General features: G+C 49.8%; 12 protein-coding genes and 2 pseudogenes. 11 read left to right on the top strand and 3 right to left on the bottom strand.

Annotated features, from left to right (window positions below; genetic code table 11):
* Nucleotides 1-29: 29 nt before the first annotated feature.
* Nucleotides 30-251 (bottom strand): hypothetical protein, encoded by a 222-nt coding sequence (locus DYH27_RS11000; RefSeq protein WP_004354311.1) that lies wholly within the window; start codon nucleotides 249-251, stop codon nucleotides 30-32.
* A 104-nt stretch (nucleotides 252-355) separates the two neighbouring features.
* Between DYH27_RS11000 and DYH27_RS13615 the strand changes: the two are divergent.
* From DYH27_RS13615 to DYH27_RS10975, 5 genes and pseudogenes are all read left to right on the top strand, one after another.
* Nucleotides 356-571 (top strand): annotated as a pseudogene (locus DYH27_RS13615) (Type 1 glutamine amidotransferase-like domain-containing protein); the annotation flags it as partial.
* Nucleotides 572-588: 17 nt separating this feature from the next.
* On the top strand, nucleotides 589-1,569 hold the full coding sequence (locus DYH27_RS10990) for an IS982 family transposase (protein WP_036876464.1): 981 nt from the start codon (nucleotides 589-591) through the stop codon (nucleotides 1,567-1,569).
* A gap of 9 nt (nucleotides 1,570-1,578) precedes the next feature.
* Nucleotides 1,579-2,127: pseudogene (locus DYH27_RS10985) on the top strand (Type 1 glutamine amidotransferase-like domain-containing protein); the annotation flags it as partial.
* A gap of 55 nt (nucleotides 2,128-2,182) precedes the next feature.
* Nucleotides 2,183-2,830, top strand: coding sequence for an endonuclease III (nth, locus tag DYH27_RS10980; protein ID WP_013672185.1), 648 nt, complete (start codon nucleotides 2,183-2,185; stop codon nucleotides 2,828-2,830).
* Nucleotides 2,831-2,860: 30 nt separating this feature from the next.
* Nucleotides 2,861-3,571, top strand: coding sequence for a DUF2461 domain-containing protein (locus DYH27_RS10975; RefSeq protein ID WP_025067923.1), 711 nt, complete (start codon nucleotides 2,861-2,863; stop codon nucleotides 3,569-3,571).
* Between the two features lie 98 nt (nucleotides 3,572-3,669).
* On the opposite strand, the gene DYH27_RS10970 is transcribed toward DYH27_RS10975, so the two are convergent.
* Complete coding sequence (locus DYH27_RS10970) at nucleotides 3,670-6,363, bottom strand: valine--tRNA ligase (protein WP_025067922.1); 2,694 nt, start codon at nucleotides 6,361-6,363, stop codon at nucleotides 3,670-3,672.
* Nucleotides 6,364-6,509: 146 nt separating this feature from the next.
* Between DYH27_RS10970 and mazG the strand changes: the two genes are divergently transcribed.
* The 3 genes from mazG (at nucleotide 6,510) to DYH27_RS10955 (ending at nucleotide 9,074) form a co-directional block, all read left to right on the top strand.
* On the top strand, nucleotides 6,510-7,391 hold the full coding sequence (mazG, locus tag DYH27_RS10965; protein ID WP_013672188.1) for a nucleoside triphosphate pyrophosphohydrolase: 882 nt from the start codon (nucleotides 6,510-6,512) through the stop codon (nucleotides 7,389-7,391).
* A 51-nt stretch (nucleotides 7,392-7,442) separates the two neighbouring features.
* Complete coding sequence (locus DYH27_RS10960; RefSeq protein WP_013672189.1) at nucleotides 7,443-8,000, top strand: lipocalin-like domain-containing protein; 558 nt, start codon at nucleotides 7,443-7,445, stop codon at nucleotides 7,998-8,000.
* Between the two features lie 147 nt (nucleotides 8,001-8,147).
* On the top strand, nucleotides 8,148-9,074 hold the full coding sequence (locus tag DYH27_RS10955) for a ribonuclease Z (protein ID WP_025067921.1): 927 nt from the start codon (nucleotides 8,148-8,150) through the stop codon (nucleotides 9,072-9,074).
* Between the two features lie 404 nt (nucleotides 9,075-9,478).
* Here DYH27_RS10955 and thrA read toward each other — a convergent pair whose 3' ends face one another.
* Entirely contained in the window at nucleotides 9,479-11,914 is a 2,436-nt protein-coding gene (gene thrA, locus DYH27_RS10950; RefSeq protein ID WP_029216663.1) for a bifunctional aspartate kinase/homoserine dehydrogenase I, read from the bottom strand.
* A 153-nt stretch (nucleotides 11,915-12,067) separates the two neighbouring features.
* Between thrA and DYH27_RS10945 the strand changes: the two genes are divergently transcribed.
* From DYH27_RS10945 to DYH27_RS10935, 3 genes are all read left to right on the top strand, one after another.
* Entirely contained in the window at nucleotides 12,068-13,642 is a 1,575-nt protein-coding gene (locus tag DYH27_RS10945; RefSeq protein WP_029216662.1) for an NAD(P)/FAD-dependent oxidoreductase, read from the top strand.
* 295 nt (nucleotides 13,643-13,937) lie between these two features.
* Nucleotides 13,938-14,525 (top strand): DUF417 family protein, encoded by a 588-nt coding sequence (locus DYH27_RS10940; protein WP_025067920.1) that lies wholly within the window; start codon nucleotides 13,938-13,940, stop codon nucleotides 14,523-14,525.
* A gap of 667 nt (nucleotides 14,526-15,192) precedes the next feature.
* Nucleotides 15,193-18,447 carry a ligand-binding sensor domain-containing protein gene (locus tag DYH27_RS10935; protein ID WP_036860773.1) on the top strand — a complete coding sequence of 1,085 codons (3,255 nt, stop codon included), beginning with the start codon at nucleotides 15,193-15,195 and terminating at the stop codon, nucleotides 18,445-18,447.
* The last annotated feature ends 142 nt before the right edge of the window (nucleotides 18,448-18,589 follow it).

Genomic DNA, 18,589 nt, shown 5'->3' with positions numbered 1-18,589 from the left:
GTTCTTGTATATTCTGCGACTGCCTGATTTCAAATAGCCTTGTAGCCTTTCGTGCTGTTGCGTGCAAGCAGGTCCTTGAGATTCAGCTCTTTGTTGCCGTTGGCCTCATAAGCTTCTTTCATCTCTTCTTCTCCTTCGGCTTCTGCATCAGAGTGAACGAATGTTACGCTTTTGTTTTTCAGTTCTGCGATTGCCCAGCCTGCCAATGCGATGACAAGCAGTGCAATCAGTCCTATCATTGGAGTTGTCATAATTGATTTGTTTTAATTTTCTAATGCAAAAGTACATTAAGTTTCGGAAAGAACCAAATAATCTGTGGGTTTTCAGTAACTTTGCAACATCAAATGCGAAAGGTATGCGGTACAAAGTAATATTATTCCTGTGCATGGTACTGTGCTTTACTCCTGTCCAGGCTGTCCGCTGCATCAACGACAAGGAAGCACTAAAACATAATACGACAATGAAGAGAATCTTTTTATGTTCGTCTTTTGCGGATGTGGCTTCGGTCCTGTCCGAGTCTGTTGCCATTCCGTTGAAAGGAAAGACAGTAGCATTACCCGTTGGCGGAATTAAAATGTAGCTATAATGATATACAAAAAGTTGCACATATCGTTGATTTTTAGTAACTTAGTGAAGTCAAAACCATTAAGTACAAATCCTCGTATGTGCAACTTATACACAAAATTCGTCAAAATCCTTGAGATATGCAAGCAATTCTCTCACAACCTTGTCAATGAGCAGGGAAATATACCCCGTCGTGGTCCCATGCCAAAATTTTCAGATTTGGAGGTCGTTGCCTTGTCCTTGACAGCGGAATCAGAGAGCATTGATAGTGAAAAATGGCTTTTTGATTATAAGCTTCAGGAGTACAAAGACAAAATACCTAACCTCATATCTCGCAGGCAATTCAACGACCGTAGAAAGAATACCGCAGGATTATGCGAAGACATACGAAAGAGAATCGCTGCCCAAATGGACGGTGGGGAAACTCAATTCTTCGTAGATTCCAAGCCGATAGCCGTATGCAGGGTTGCCAGAGGGAAGCGTTGCAAGATGGGGCGAATGGGAGATTTCTCACAAGCACCGGATTTCGGCTTCTGTGCATCTCAAAATATGTATTACTTTGGCTATAAACTCAATGCACTCTGTGGGTTAAGTGGGGTGATACACTCCTATGACTTGTCAAAGGCCAGCGTGCATGACCTCAATTATATGAAAGATGTCAAGCTGGTCTATCATGACTGTAACATCTATGGCGACAAGGGATATATAGGGGCTGATGTTCAACTCGATCTTTTCCAAACGGCTCACATTAGATTGGAATGTCCATATAGGCTGAACCAAAAGAATTGGAAACCAAAATTAATCCCTTTTGCCAAAGCCAGAAAAAGGATTGAAACTCTCTTCTCACAACTCACAGATCAATTTTTGGTTATCAGGAATTATGCGAAAATAACAAATGGTCTGTTTGCCCGAATAATCGGGAAAATTAGTGCGCTGACCATATTACAATATGTCAACTTTATTAATAACAAACCCATCGGAAGAATTAAATACGCACTAAATTAATTCCGCCAACGGGTAGTAGCATTCATCCCTACCGCAAGCATCCATGAGGAATACACACAATACGTGGAGGACGGCAGGGCGGCACTTGACGCTCTCGGACTTATCGTCAAGGAGCTGGAAATTACTCAATGCAGTAAGAATGAAATAGAAGAGGTCCTGACAAATTGTGACTGCATCTACGTCTCAGGGGGTAACACGTTTTTCCTCATGCAGGAATTGAGGAGGACAGGTGCCAACAGATATATCACAGAGCAGGTGGAGAAAGGAAAACTGTACATTGGGGAATCAGCCGGAGCGATGATTCTTGCTCCCAACATAGAATATGCCAAGGATATGGATGACCATCTTGCGCTGACACCGGGCTTCACAGACTTCGGCGGTCTTGGCATCGTCAGCTTCTATCCTGTCGTACATTTCGACAGCTTTCCTTTTGAGGAGGCTGCACGGAGAGTCGTCTACAAGAACAGCCACCTGCCCTTGAAGATTATCACCAACCAGCAGGCCATTGCCGTTGTGGGAGACAGTGTCGTGATAAAAGATGGGAAAAAAGTTGATTGAACAGGGAGACATAGCCCATAACTCTATACTATATAAAAGGAAAAGGAAAAAGAAGATGACAAGGAAAGAACGATATACTTATGTCTTAAATTATTTCCGCAAGCACACCGGACACGTGTCAACCGAGCTGATGTTCGGTTCGGCATTCCAGCTGCTTTGTGCCACGTTGCTGTCCGCACAGTGTACGGACAAGCGTATCAATGCCATTACCCCGGAACTGTTCCGCCATTACCCTGATGCAAAGACGATGGCTAAGGCGACGGTCGAGGAGGTGCTCGAATATGTGAAGAGCGTGTCCTACCCGAATGCGAAGGCGAAGCATCTGGTGGAGATGTCGAAGATGCTGGTAGAGAAGTTCGGCGGCGAAGTGCCTTCCGATCCCAATGCACTCGTAATGCTGCCGGGGGTTGGGCGCAAGACGGCAAACGTAATACAAGCTGTGTGGTTCGGCAAACCGACACTGGCCGTCGATACGCACGTCTACCGTGTCAGTCATCGTCTGGGGCTGGTTCCGTCAACAGCAAACACACCCCGCAAGGTTGAGGATTATCTGATGAAGAATATCCCGACCGAAGAGGTGTCGGATGCTCATCACTGGATATTGCTTCACGGCCGTTATATCTGCAAGAGTGCTAAGCCTGATTGCGAGCATTGCCCTTTTGATGATATATGTCCCAAGCTGCTGGAGAATAGCAAACTGTAAGAAAAGTAAAAAGATAACAATTAAAATAGTATGAATACAAAGAAGATAATGCGCTTTCTGAAAGACATTGCAGCAAACAATAATCGGCAGTGGTTTCAGGAACATAAAGCTGAATATGATGCGGTGAAGGCCGACTTCGAGAAAGGTGTTGACCAAGTTATATCTTGTCTGGCAACCTTTGACGAAGAGGTTTCACACCTGACGGCAAAGGATTGCACTTACCGTTTTTATCGTGATGTACGTTTCTCACCCGACAAGAGTCCGTATAAACGACATTTGGGTGCATATATCTGTGCACATGGCAGGAAAGCATTGCGTGGCGGTTATTATATACATCTTCAGCCGGGTAACTGTTTGGTAGCTGTGGGCTGCTATTGGCTGCCGACAAACATACTGACCTCATGCCGCAATGAAATCATGGCGAATATTGATGAATGGCTTAAAGATGTAGAGAATGATGCTTTTGTCAACCTATTCGGACGACCTAACGAGGGTGAATGGACAGATGATAAAGTGAGTAAGAAAGGCTTTGGACTCACTGCCTTAAAGACTGTCCCCAAGGGATTCCCCAAGGATTATGAGCATCTTCAATATCTTCGGATGAAGGATTACTGCTGCTGGGTATCCGTTCCCGATGATTTCTTCGAGGGAGATGGCTGGTTTGAGCAGTTAGAACATATCTGCAAGACGGGTAAGCCTATGATGGACTTTATTAATAATGTGGTAGACGATTATGAGTAGAGTAAAATAAAAAAGAGGAGTGCAAGCGCATTCCTCTTTTTTTTTATACTTACTAAAACTCATTGGCTAATTAGTGTATTAGCCAAAGAGATAATAGATTACTTTTTCCTTAATTCTTCAAGACTTGCCTTCAAAGCTGCAATCTTCTCTTCAGAGTCGCTCTGCTTCTTGCGCTCACGCTCGATAACAGCTGCGGGAGCATTTGCCACGAAGTTCTCGTTTGACAGTTTCTTCTTGATTCCTGCGAGGAAGCCTTCAAGGTGCTTGAGTTCCTTCTCCTGCTTCTCAATCTCAGCTGCAACGTCAATCAAATCGCCCACTGGTACAGCAAAACTGTCGGTTCCGACCATGAAACCGGATGCGTCACACGGCTTCTCCGCAACCACCTCGATAGCCTTGAGGTTTGCCATCTTGATGATTATGCTGTTATAAACCTCGTAATTGTTCTGGCCGATAGCATCCAGTTCCAGCTCTACCTTCGGGGCTATATTCTTCTGGTTGCGTACGGTTCTTACACCGCTGACAATCGCCTTTACCTGCTCGAGGTCTTCAATGAGTTTCAGCTCGTCCTTGTCTGGAGCGGGGAGGCGCAGCTCGTCACGCATGATGCTCTCGCCGTCCTTACGGTCGTAGAGGTGCTGCCACAGTTCCTCGGTGATGAACGGCATGAAAGGATGAAGCATCTTCAACAGGGCATTGAAGAAGCGGAGCGTCGCCTCGTAGGTAACCGTATTGATGGGCTTGCCGTATTCAGGCTTAATCATCTCTAAGTACCAGCTTGAGAACTCGTCCCAGAAGAGGCGGTAGACAGTCATCAGTGCCTCGGAGATACGGTAGCTTCTGAACTGTTCGTCCATCTCTGCATTCACAGCCTTCAGCTTGGCATCGAACCACTCCACGGCAATCCGGCTTGCCTGCGGCTGTTCCGTGTCGGCTGTCTGCCAGCCCTGTACCAGCCGAAAAGCATTCCAAATCTTGTTGTTGAAGTTACGTCCCTGCTCGCAAAGTGTCTCGTCGAAGAGGATGTCATTACCTGCCGGAGCGGAAAGCATCATGCCCATGCGGACACCGTCAGCACCATACTTCTCGATAAGCATGATTGGGTCTGGTGAGTTGCCAAGACTCTTACTCATCTTGCGACCGAGCTTATCACGTACAATACCAGTGAAGTAGACGTGCTTGAATGGGAACTTGCCACGGTACTCGTAGCCCGCCATGATCATACGTGCCACCCAGAAGAAGATGATGTCCGGACCCGTTACGAGGTCGCTGGTAGGATAATAGTAGCTGATTTCCTCGTTGTCCGGATGGTTGATGCCGTCGAAGACGGAAATCGGCCACAGCCAGCTTGAGAACCATGTGTCCATGCAGTCGCTCTCCTGTTCAAGTTCGGCAGCTGTTACTGAAGGGTTGATTTCCTGTGCCAACTTCAATGCCTCTTCTTCTGTCTCTGCAACAACGGTTGCGTTCTTGCCCTCCGCATCTTTGAAATAATAGGCAGGTATACGATGTCCCCACCAGAGTTGGCGGCTGATGCACCAGTCCTTGATATTCTCGAGCCAGTGGCGGTAAGTGTTCTTGTACTTTTTCGGATAGAACTCGATTTCGTCGTCCATGACGGGAGAGAGGGCGATGTCGGCAAAGTGCTGCATCCTGAGGAACCACTGCGTGGAGAGCTTCGGCTCGATCGGCACGTTCGTACGCTCGGAGAATCCCACCTTGTTGTCATAGTCCTCAACCTTCTCCATCAAGCCCGCAGCTTCCAGGTCCTTTGAAATCTGCTTACGTACATCCATACGGTCCTGACCAACATAGAGGCCCGCCGCCTCAGAGATTGTTCCGTTATCATTGAAGATGTCGATGGTTTCCAGTCCATGCTTCAAACCAAGCGCGTGGTCGTTTACGTCGTGAGCAGGTGTTACCTTCAAACAACCTGTGCCGAACTGAATGTCAACGTATGAGTCCTCAATAACTGGAATCACACGGTTTACCAATGGAACGATGACATGAAGCCCCTTCAACCAAGTATTCTTAACGTCCTCTGGGTTGATACACATGGCTGTGTCCCCCATGATAGTCTCCGGACGAGTAGTGGCAACAACTGCATAGTAGCCCTTCCCATCCTTGTGCATCACGTTGTCTTCATCCTTGCGTTCAACCTTTGCCTGGTCTTCCGAAGCAACATAATATTTAAGGTGATAGAGCTTTGAATGTTCATCCTTATAGATTACCTCCTCATCGGAGAGGGCTGTCTGTGCCTGCGGATCCCAGTTGACCATGCGCACACCACGGTAGATGTAACCTTTATTATACAGGTCGCAGAACACCTTGATGACGCTCCGGCTGCGGGTCTCGTCCATGGTGAAAGCCGTACGGTCCCAGTCGCAGGAACAACCCAGGCGGCGCAGCTGTTTGAGGATAATGCCACCGTGCTCGCGTGTCCAGTCCCATGCGTGCTCAAGGAACTGCTCACGGGTGAGGTCGGTCTTCTTGATGCCTTCCTGTGCCAGTTTGTTCACGACCTTCGCCTCAGTCGCAATGCTGGCGTGGTCAGTGCCCGGCACCCAGCAGGCATTCTTGCCCTCCATGCGGGCATGCCTGACCAAGATGTCCTGAATCGTATTGTTCAGCATATGTCCCATGTGGAGCACCCCCGTAACGTTGGGCGGCGGAATCACCACGGTATAAGGCTCACGGCCATCAGGCTTAGAACTGAAAAGCTTGTTGTCCAGCCAGTACTGGTACCATTTCGATTCCACAATCTGTGGATCATACTTGCTTGCTAAATCCATTTGTTTCGTATATTATTATTTCTTTATTATCTTTAAAATAACGCTGCAAAAGTACAAAAAATCCACCTAAAAAGCGTATCTTTGCAACAATAATAGTACCCGAATGAGTACTTTAACGTATATCTTCAACATTAAACATCAAGACATTGCATACAAAAGAAGAGAAACTCGAAGCCTTTGCCCGGCTTCTGGATATTCAGGAGCGTTTGCGTAAAGAGTGCCCTTGGGACAGGAAACAAACCAATGAAAGTCTGCGTCCCAATACGATAGAGGAGACTTTCGAGCTGGCAGATGCCCTCATGAAGAACGACTCCAAGAACATCTGCAAGGAACTGGGGGATGTCATGGAACACGTCATTTTCTATTCCATGCTCGGCGAAGAAAAGGAAGACTTCGATGTGGCTGATGTCTGCAATGCGCAGTCAGACAAACTCATGTTCCGCCACGACTTCATCGACTGGACAGGATGGAGCGTGACACATCCGGATATGACCGTCAATGCTTCCGGGCAGGTTGTCTACAAAGACGAACTTGAAAAGGAAGCTGCCGACAGCCAGCAGGCGACTCCCGCCACGGCTTCGCAGGTGGAATCGACATGGGAACAACGCAAGCAGCGCGAACGTGACGGCAACACCTCCGTACTCTCCGGCGTACCCGATTCGCTGCCCAGCCTTATCAAGGCTTACCGTATCCAGGACAAGGCACGCAACGTAGGCTTCGACTGGGAAGAGAAAGAGCAGGTGTGGGAGAAAGTCTATGAGGAGCTGGACGAACTGAAGGCTGAATTGAAGAAAGACGACAGACAACATTCAACCGAGGAGCTGGGCGACTTCCTTTTCTCGGTCATCAATGCGGCACGTCTCTATCATCTCAACCCGGACAATGCACTGGAACATACGAACCAGAAGTTTATCAGACGGTTCAGTTACATCGAAGAGAAAGCCAAGGAAAAAGGTGTCACTATCAAAGACCTGACGCTTGCGGAGATGGACCGGCTGTGGGAAGAAGCCAAGACAGCTGACCGCTGATTTACCCACAGAATATACAAGACGATAAGTCAGACTTCAAAGAGAAAGAATATGAGAAAGACTTTTTATTTAATCATTTCATTGTTTATCCTCGCTGTCGCAGTCTCCTGCAAGGACAGCAAGCCCAAGGCTGTAACAGCACAGACAGACGGGGAGACCGACACACTTGCCGCCGGCGACAGTACGGTCTATGGAACTATGATTGACGGCGGTATGAACTCCCTTGTCCTGCTTACCGACAACGGCGACACCGTTGTGTATCTCGTCAATCCTGACGATACGATCGATGTTGTCAAGGGCGGAAAACTCAACGGCGACCGCTTCGCCATCATCGGGTACACGGAATACGGCGACCGCTTCATGCGTTCGGCCATCAACCTCACCTCACTGTTAGGCCACTGGACAAGCCTTGACCGTAACTTTGAAATCAAGGAGGGAGGCACCGTAACATCAAGTCTTCAATCAGAGAAGAATCCCTGGACATCCTGGAAGATATGGAACGGCAAGCTGATTCTGTCGAAAGACACCTTTGATGTAGACAATCTCGGTGCAGACTCGCTTTCATTGGAGAACAAGGACGGAATCTTCATATATACAAGAGAAAAGTAAATGAAGATGGGGCAGATTCCTGCCTGCGGGGACATTTACCTCCGCGTCTGTCCGCAACATAGACGGTTTATCGGACAGACGAGAGTAGCTGTGTCTCTGCTTTTTCTCTCATCGGAATATTTGACGCATCTTCATTTGAAGTGTCGTATGGAACCATTCAAAGTACGGATTCTTGGCTGCGGCAGTGCCCTGCCGACTTTACAGCATTTCCCATCCTCCCAGGTCGTAGAGCTTAGGGAGAAACTGTTTATGATCGACTGTGGAGAAGGGACACAAATCCAGCTCCGCCGTCTGCGCATACACTTCTCGAAAATCATTGCCGTATTCATCAGTCACCTGCACGGCGACCATTGTTTCGGCCTGCCGGGTATGCTGTCGACTTTCGGCATGACGGGGCGGACAGCTCCTCTGCATATCTATGCACCGGCAGCCTTTGGGCCGCTTCTCTGCCAGACACTCGAATTCTTCTGTCAGGGACTGGGATTTGAAGTGATTTTCCATGCTGTCGACACGACACGGAACAAGGTCGTCTACGAGGACAGAAGCCTGACGGTAGAGACCATTCCCCTGCAGCACCGCATAGAATGCTGCGGCTACCTCTTCCGTGAAAAGCCGACGCTGCCGCATATTCGCCGTGACATGATTGACTTCTATCACATCCCCATCAGCCAGATCAACAACATCAAGGCGGGCGCCGACTGGATTACTCCTGACGGCAATGTTGTTCCGCACGAGCGTCTGACAACTCCGGCCGCCCCACCCCGAAGCTATGCTTACTGCTCTGACACACGATATATCAAAAGCCTTTATAAGCTGGTCAAAGGTGTCGATACACTTTATCACGAAAGCACCTATACGTCCGAAGACGCCAAACGTGCCCGCCTCTATTGGCACAGTACGTCCAGGCAGGCTGCACAGGTGGCCCGTGACGCAGCTGCGGGCAAGCTCCTCTTAGGGCATTATTCTGCCCGATATGGAAACGAGGAAAAACTGTTGGAAGAAGCCAGGGAAATCTTCCCCAACACCTATCTTTCACAGGAAGGAAAGATATTTGATATTAGTGCTGCACGGTAAACTTTTACCGTGTAAGTCGGTTGTCAGTGCCTTACTGTATATGATAGCGACAGGATTGAGCAGGCTTTTCCTGCAAATGTGCTGATGCCCGTCACAGATTGTGCTGACGGCAGACACCAGTCGTGTTGACGGCCCGCTCCTTGCAATAATATTGCCGTGACGGCAGCAGATTGTAGCTGGAGAAGAAACTGTGCCGGCACAACTTATTCCGTCAGGGAGGCCCATATTTCCGAAGACAATGAGGAGCTGCCTGCTTAAAAGAGATTACGCAGGGGAAATCATGCTGTTAAAGTTTTATCGGACACCAATAATTCGATATATAAGTATATGCTGTTTTTTACGAAAACACCCTGGAAAAAGATGCGGACATCTGCTTCCAGGGTGTTTTCTGTATCTGTAAGTCTCTATATGTTGGCAATGCTCATGACATTGGCGAACACACCGGCAGCCGTCACGGAAGCACCGGCTCCGTAGCCCTGTATCTGCATGGGGTATTCCTTGTAACGTTCTGTGGTGAGGAGGACAATGTTGTTGGATCCTTCGAGGTTGTAGAAAGGATGGAGTGATCCTACGGCCTTCAGTGCCACACTTGTCCTGCCGTGTTCCATCGTCGCCACAAATCGCCAGCGTCTGCCTTCGTCAGAAAGTTTCCGGCGACGCCGTTCAAAGTCTGCGTCAAGTTCGGGCAGATGTTTCCAGAAGTCGTCCACCGATCCCTTGAAATATTCATCAGGGACAAAGAGGTGTCTCTCCACATCTTCCTGTTCCACCTTATAGCCAGCCTCGCGTGTAAGAATGACCAGTTTGCGGATCACATCCGTTCCGCTGAGGTCGATGCGTGGGTCCGGCTCGCTGTAGCCCTGCCCCTTCGCCCGTCTTACGGTCTCCGAGAAGGGGACATCGGCACTGATTTCATTGAAGATGAAATTGAGTGTTCCGGACAGGACGGCCTCTATCTTCAATATCCTGTCCCCTGAATTGCGCAGGTCGTTGATAGTCCCTATGATCGGCAGACCGGCACCTACGTTCGTTTCAAAACGGAACTTCACCCCACGCTGGAGAGCAGTCTGCTTCAGCCGGCAATAGTTCTCGTATGCACTGGAAGCTGCTATCTTGTTGGCCGCAATGACTGATATGTTGTTTTCAAGGAGCGACTGATAAAGAGCTGCAATCTCCCTGGAGGCAGTGCAGTCGACGAACACTGAGTTGAAAATGTTCATCCCGAGAATCGCATCACGCAGATGTTCTGGATTGGACGGTTCGCTTGCCCGGAGATCTTCCAGACAGTTGTCAAGGTTCAGCCCGTCACGGTTGAAGATGGCATTGTGCGATGAGGCGATTCCCACTACATTCAGTTTCAGATGGGAATGCCGCTTCAGTTCTTCGTACTGGTTCTTGATCTGCTCGATGAGTTTTCCGCCCACCGTACCGACACCGCATACAAACAGGTTCAGCACCTTATACTCAGACAGGAAGAACGAATCGTGCAGTACATTCAGGGATTTCCGCAGGTCCGACCCCCTTACAACGAACGAGATGTTCATTTCCGTCGCACCCTGTGCCAGTGCAATGATGCTGATTCCCGAACGTCCGAGCGTGCCGAAGAGCTTTCCGCTGATACCCGGCGTGCGCTTCATGTTCTCTCCCACAATGGCCACGGTGGCAAGACCGCTCTCAGCATACATGGGGAACATCCGTCCGTCCTCTATCTCAAGCCGGAACTCCTCGTTCAGTACATTCACGGCTTTCACGGCATCTTCATCCTTCACGCCGATAGAGGTGTTGTTCTCTGATGCAGCCTGAGAAACGAGGAAGACACTGATGCCGTTGTCGGCAAGCGAACTGAAAATACGCCGGTTGACCCCCACGACACCCACCATGGACAAACCGGTCACAGTGATGAGCGTCGTGTCTTTGATGGACGATATGCCCTTGATAGGTTTCCCATTGTTCTCTATGTGCGACTTGATGACAGTCCCTTTTCCTTCCGGGTGAAAGGTATTCTTTACCCTGATGGGGATATTCTTCACGCACACAGGGTATATCGTCGGCGGATAGACGACTTTTGCTCCGAAGTTGCAGAGCTCCATGGCCTCCTTGTACGACAGTTCATTGATGGTGTATGCCTCCTTGATGACCTTGGGGTCGGCGGTCATGAATCCGTCGACATCCGTCCATATCTCCAGCACCTCGGCATTGAGGGCTGCGGCAAGGATAGAAGCGGTGTAATCGCTTCCGCCACGTCCCAAATTAGTGATGTCGCCCGAGTCACGGTCCTGTGCAATGAAGCCGGGGACAAGGGAGATGCGGGGAAGGTCGGAGAAGGCAGCGGCCACGAGCCTGTTGGTAAGTTCCGTGTCGAGACTTCGTTTGCCCTGCTTCTCTTCCGTCTTGATAAACGTGCGTGCATCCAACCACTTGGAGCCACGGATGAGCACTGCCACAATGTTAGAGCTGAGGCGTTCGCCATAGCTTACGATTGTATCCTGGGTCTTGTGACTGAGGTCATGGATGAGATACACACCGTAATAGATAGACCGGAGCTGCTCAAAAAGACCGTCTACCTTGCCGGACAGTTCTTCACGGTCCTGCGGATCGGTAATGACGGCATCTATCATCCGGTGATGGCGGTCTACCATCCGGTCGAACTCCGTCCGCCAGTCCTCGTCGCCTTTCAATGCCATCCGCGACGTGGAAAGAAGCTGGTCGGTGATGCCGCCCAAGGCACTGACCACCACGATGACAGGCTGGTGCCGGGCCTCTTTCTCTACAATCTTCTTCAGACTTAGAATACTCGAAACAGAACCAACGGATGTTCCTCCAAATTTCAATACCTTCATTGCTGATGTCTTTTGGGTTATTATCCGACTCCCCTTTATGATGGAGAAAATGCCAGACTTAGGCGCAAAAATAACAAGAAATATTCCAATTGCCAACGTTTTTCTCGATATATTTGACTAATTTTGTGGCTGGAAGAAGAAATTGCACGATTTATGACAGAGGAATATCAGCTGCGTGTTTTGCCGCAGGTGGCATACAACGAAGATAATATAAAATCATATCTCGCCAGAGAAAAGGGACTTGACGAGCGTACGATTTACCGTGTACGTACCCTGAAACGGTCTATTGACGCACGTCACCGTGACATCTATGTAAACCTGAAAGTCCGCATCTACATCAATGAGTTTCCACAGGATGACGCTTTCGTGAAGACCGAATACCAGGATGTGAGCAACCGCCCTGCTGTCATCGTGGTAGGTGAAGGCCCTGCCGGACTGTTCTCCTCCCTGAAAATCATAGAGCTGGGGTTGCGTCCCGTAGTCCTCGAACGTGGGAAAAACGTACGCGACCGAAAGACGGACATAGCCTCGATAAAGAAAACGCAGACGGTAGACCCGGAGTCGAATTACTGCTTCGGAGAGGGCGGAGCCGGTGCTTATTCGGACGGGAAGCTCTATACACGCAGCAAGAAACGCGGACCTGTCGACAAGATTCTCAATGTCTTCTGCCAGCATGGTGCACCGGCCTCCATCCTCGCCGATGCCCATCCCCACATCGGGACAGACAGGCTTCCTCGTGTGATCGAGAATATGCGCAACACGATTCTTGCCTGCGGAGGCGAGGTGCATTTCCAGACAAAGATGACCAGCCTGCTGCTTGAAGGCAACAAAGTTGTCGGTGTGGAAGCTGTCGACAACCGTGACGCAACAGGCATAAAGCGTACGTTCCGCGGCCCGGTGATTCTTGCTACCGGTCACTCCGCACGCGATGTTTACCGCTATCTTGCCAGAACCGGCATTGAGATGGAAGCAAAAGGAATTGCCGTAGGCGTTCGTCTGGAACATCCGTCTCACCTGATCGACCAGATACAGTATCACAACAAGAACGGAAAGGGAAAGTATCTCCCGACGGCCGAATACTCGTTCGTGACACAGGTACAGGGACGTGGCGTCTACTCGTTCTGTATGTGTCCCGGCGGATTCGTCATCCCCTCGGCTACCGGTCCGGAACAGACGGTAACCAACGGAATGAGCCCTGCCAACCGCGGCACGCAATGGTCGAACTCGGGAATGGTTGTCCAGCTTAACCCAGAAGATGTAGAAGGGGATGACCTGCTGCGCGTCATGTACTATCAGGAACAGCTGGAGCATGACACATGGCAACAGGGCAACCGGAGCCAGACAGCTCCTGCACAGCGCATGGCGGACTTCGTGAACAACCGGCTGTCGTACGACCTCCCAAAGTCGAGCTATGCACCCGGTCTTATTTCCAGTCCGCTCCATTTCTGGATGCCCTCCTTTATCACAGAACGGCTTCAGGAGGCTTTCAAAACCTTCGGAAAACAGGCACATGGCTTCCTTACGAACGAAGCCGTGATGATTGCCTCCGAAACACGTACGAGTTCGCCGGTCCGTATTCTCCGCAACCGGGATACCCTCATGCACATACGCCTTGAGGGCCTCTTCCCCTGTGCTGAAGGGGCTGGCTATGCCGGCGGTATCGTCAGTGCAGGTATCGACGGAGAACGATGTGCCGAGATGGTTTCGGCTTATCTCGGGCAGCTGTAGATTCTCCACGGCATCTCCCTTTCTGTAAAAGCCGGTTACGTTACCGGCCATGAACCGTCATGGACAACGGCCGAAAGGAATGGACAAGACAAGGAAAGATTGTCAATTTGTAAAAATTACGATGCAATTCTTTGCCATTTGAAGAAAAAGACATATCTTTGCAGCCCAATGCAAACAGGGCAAGGAGAAACGCCATAAGGACGCTGTCTCCCCTGCCCTACGGTTGCCGGATAATCCGGACCTGTTATTTTAATATTAATGTCAGGGCACAGTGCCCTCAATAACGAAACATTTTATGAGCAGAATCACATCGTTTATAGATTACATTCTCAATGTTGCCGCATCCCTGAAGGGTGCCGGCATCCATCTGGTACGCATCGCCATCTTCATCATTTTTGTATGGATCGGTGGTCTGAAGTTCTGGAACTATGAAGCGGAAGGCATCGTACCTTTCGTTGCCAACAGTCCGTTCATGAATTTCTTTTATACGAAAAACGCACCGGAATACAAGGACTACAAACTCAAGGAAGGAGAATTCGACAAGGCAAAACATGAGTGGCATGAAGCCAACAACACCTACACTTTCTCCCACGGACTGGGAATAGCCATCATGTCATTCGGTATCCTGACACTGCTGGGAATATGGTTTCCGAAGGTGGGATTCGTCGGCACCGGGCTTGTCATACTGATGACTCTCGGCACACTGTCCTTCCTGGTCACTACGCCGGAGGTGTGGGTGCCTGACCTGGGCAGCGGCGAACACGGTTTCCCGTTACTGACAGGTGCCGGACGCCTTGTCATCAAAGACGTGTGCATTCTTGCTTCGGCAGTGGTCGTACTGGCCGACTGTGCCCAGCGGATTCTCAGGAAGAAACAAGGCTGACGCCCCCGAAAGGGAATGCAGTATATGCCGCATAAATGCAAAAGACACAAGGAGCTGACAATGGCCATATAGGCAAAAGTTCAACGTAGTATTTTCAGGACTGGCCGTAAATAAAACGGTCTACGGAACATAAGAGAGGGCGTATCATTTCCAGGTGATACGCCCTTTTGCATACATAAGCAGGCAGGAACGGCCGGCCAATGCAGCGGGAAACAGAAAATACCATGCGCATACGGAAATGAAAATGTTTTACATACCAACCGTCGAATCACCTGTTCTGTCCCGCTCCATACACATTCGGCCAAGGGCAGAACCGCTGCCCGTATCCTGACCACCGATCAACTGCATTCCAACAGAGGCCTGTCTGCGTCCCAAGTAACGCTTACTTGCGCGCTTACTGATGCCTAACAGAGACGCAACTAAGCACCTTTTGCATACAGTTTTCCATATACCTGCCTATAAGCGACTTACAGTTCCTCAAATCTTTCACGACTTTGCCTGTAGCCCGCCTTTCCGAAATCCGCAGGGAGTGCAGACAACCGGAATGCTCCATACCGAAGAGGATAGTAAATCATCTTGACAAAAGGGACACTGTACTCCTTCTTTAGAGGAACCTTGCGGACACATCAAAGAACGGTTCAGGCAATGCCTGACAACACAAGAGAGAATGTTGCTCAAAGTAAAGTATCTCCAGAAGTTTAGAAGATATAATCAAGGAAATAGCTATCTTTGCAGACAAAGTGAGATGCCAATGATTAGGAAAGATAACAGGAAGTCGAAGAAACTTCTTCTGGCAGGTTGCCTCTGCATGCTGGTATTCCTTGCCGTTACAGGCTGCAAGGAAACAACCGCCTCACGTTCATTATCGGAGAGGGAGTTTCATTATGACGACCCGCTGTCGGCACTCTCCCTTGACAGGAACGGTTACTGGATAGGCGGTGAAAACGGAATCGTCTGGCACGTTATGGGAGAAAACCGACAGCGCTTTTATACCGGACTGGACCGTATCTACGACATAGAGCGTGACCCTGCCCGCACGGACTTTCTATGGATTGCAAGCCGCAATGCCGGACTGCAATTATGGGAAACGGCCGGAGACACGCTCGTCCACCGGATCACCTTCGACATTCCCTGCAAGGGAAACCGCTACTCTCCCTACGACATCGACATTGCAGACAGCAGTCTGTTCGTTGCAACCTCCCAGGGACTCTACACAATGTCTCTCCACCGGCAGCAACAGGGACTCAGGAAACTTTATCCTGTCTGTGAAGACGGTGCGAAACAGCAGGGAAAGCCTTTCCTGGTAAACGGACTCTGCCATGCAGGAGGCAACCGGATTTTTGCCGCAACACAGGCCGGGGTAGTAAGTTTCGACAGAACTTCACGAAAGACAGACGTTTACCACAAGGGAGAGAACATACGCAACGTTGCCGTCTACGGAGGGAAACTCTACGTGCTGTCCGGTGAACGACTGACAATAGAAGAACCCGACGGAATGAAGCAAGTGTCCTACCCGCTCCCACAACCTGTACTTTCCTTTTACAAGGCAGGACCGACACACTATTTCATTACATCGTCAAGCATCCTGCTGTCTGACAACCTGAAACGGTTTGTCAGCATATCACTAAGAAGCAATATTCCCGACAATCCACACAGGATTGCCATTCCCGACGATGGAAAAGGATTCTCTATACTCCTCACGAAGAATGCAGTATGGCGCATCCCCCACCATCTCGGTATATTCAATGCCAATCCGCCGGTCATTGCTGCCTGCCCGGCAGGCAATGAGCTGATCTATGTCAACAACCAGCACGAACTGTTCCGGCAGAAAGCAGATGAACAGACTGCCGGGAAGATCTATGATTTTGAAGATGACGACCTGCCGCGGGAGATGTGTGCGAAAGGAAATGACATTTACTACTACAATGCCAACAACCAGCTGTGTCGACTGACCCTCGGAAGGAACTATCTCATCAACCAGCTCTTCGCACGGCCACAGGTCCTCGTGCAGCCCAAGACACGTATCACCTCGATGGAGCTACAGTCTTCAAGGGAGAGAATACTGCTCGGCGTACAGGATTATTTGCTGTCCGTCAACCTTAGAAACGGCAGGACAGACACCGTGAAGGCGATGAACAACAGGTACATCACCGATTTCTATCAGCCACGAAACAGCCGTGAGATCTATATCGCCACGCTCAATGACGGCGTATTCGCAGGAGACGGGAATGATGTACGGCGCATTGCAGGGACAGAGAACAAGGCCTTCATAAGCAGCCTGTCCACATACGGACGCTCCGGGGGCCATCTGCTTCTGCTCACCAATCATCAGCTGCAGAACCTCGAAGCCGATTCGGTCAGGGCCGATGGATGCAGCAGGATGTTCTGCATCAGCGACAGCATTGTCTATGCCGTCCCTGAAGCAGGCTTGCACAAGTATAAAATCAGGAATGGAAAGATAGAAGACTGCGGTGTCTATTTTGACGACATTCATTTCAACGCACAGGCAGGATTCGTCCATGGCCACACCTTATATATAGGATCGGACCTTGGTGTCTTGAGAGTGGAAAACGGCAGGGAAGACACAGCCGGGTGGGTCACGTTCGACAACAGGGTGCCGAGTCTGCAGCTTGTCGGCATAATAATTTTCACCACCGTATGTATCTTCTGCATCCTGCTTGTCAGTTATCGCAGACGACACCAGCTGGAATACCGACAGATACAGGTCAGCAAAACCGACCTGTATCGGCGGCTGTCTGCCCTGGACACCTTGCGCTCCCGCCTGACAGAGACCGAACGCAACAGCATAGACGGCATCATACGTGAGATTGACAGCATCAGTGAACAAAATCTGCATACTTCCAATGAGCAGCTTGCCGCACTGTCTGCCAGGATTACAAGGATGAACCGGGACGCAGCCTTGCAGGTGGTAAAATATCTCAATGACCAGATTGAACGCATACGGAAGTTTGACACCTACGAGTGTACCGCTCTGGTGAAGGCTTCAGAAGAGGCACGCAGCACGGATGACATAGAGGCCATCATGGAGCAATGCCGTCGGAATGATGTCTGGATCAACCACGTACAGGAACTGAAAGAACGACTTGAGAAGTTCCGCCATGCGACACAGGACACACTCGTACTGAAAGGGTTGAACGACGGCATGGAAGAACGTATCCGCCAGATCGCCGATGAATGCCGGCAGCGTCCCATAGCTGAAGTCTACCCGGACTTCATCGCTGTAAAAGTGCAATATGAAAGGATTTTCACACAAGAAGGGCTGGATGTGATCCGTAAATATCTAACTGGCCGTATCGAAAGACTACGGCGGCTGGAGGGCTATGAGGAAATGGTGAATGCCTTGCTGGACGAACTGACTTCAATAGAAAAAGATGCCGGCAGCCGTGACCGCATCGTCCTGCTCCGCAACTTGCAGGTGATTGACAGCCGGATAGCCCAGATCAGGATTCTGAAGACACTGCAACGGCTCATGCAGGACTACAGGCGTACGCATGATCAGGTTGTACAGGAAAATGAAGAACGTCGTATGAAGAAGTTCGACTCCAAGCTCTTCGCCGACATAGAGACGGCCACGCGGAACATTACCGACCGTATAGCAGACCTGTCAGAGATTTTCTTCAGGAAATTCAACGCCACGGACAGAACCGTATGTGAAGACCTGTTCCACTTCACGACGGCTGGCAGCCAGCAGGTACGTGTACTCATCCTGCTGCTGGCAATGCCACGGGTAAAGCGCACGCTCCTGCCCGGTATGCTGGCTATGTATGGCAACCTTAACCCTGTCGTGAGCAGAATATACCATAACAAGATTGCCGTCAACCGCACAGCACTCACCGAGTATTGCAGGAAGAACCCAGACAGCATCGTGCAATATATTCTGAAATTATCTGAACAAAGTTAACAGCTGACAGCCAAATGGTTAAAAGACGTTGCATCCGTTTATCTTCGGGAAATATACGGATGCAACTGTTTTGTATGCGCTTTTTCACTTATCTTTGCAGGCATCAACATAACTTAGACTTAGTATTAAACCTTTATTAAAG

The organism is Prevotella denticola (assembly GCF_900454835.1).
In the GTDB taxonomy this organism is placed as follows: domain Bacteria; phylum Bacteroidota; class Bacteroidia; order Bacteroidales; family Bacteroidaceae; genus Prevotella; species Prevotella denticola.
The sequence above is the reverse complement of the archived record's forward strand: the minus strand, read 5'-3'. Positions and strand labels throughout refer to the sequence as shown.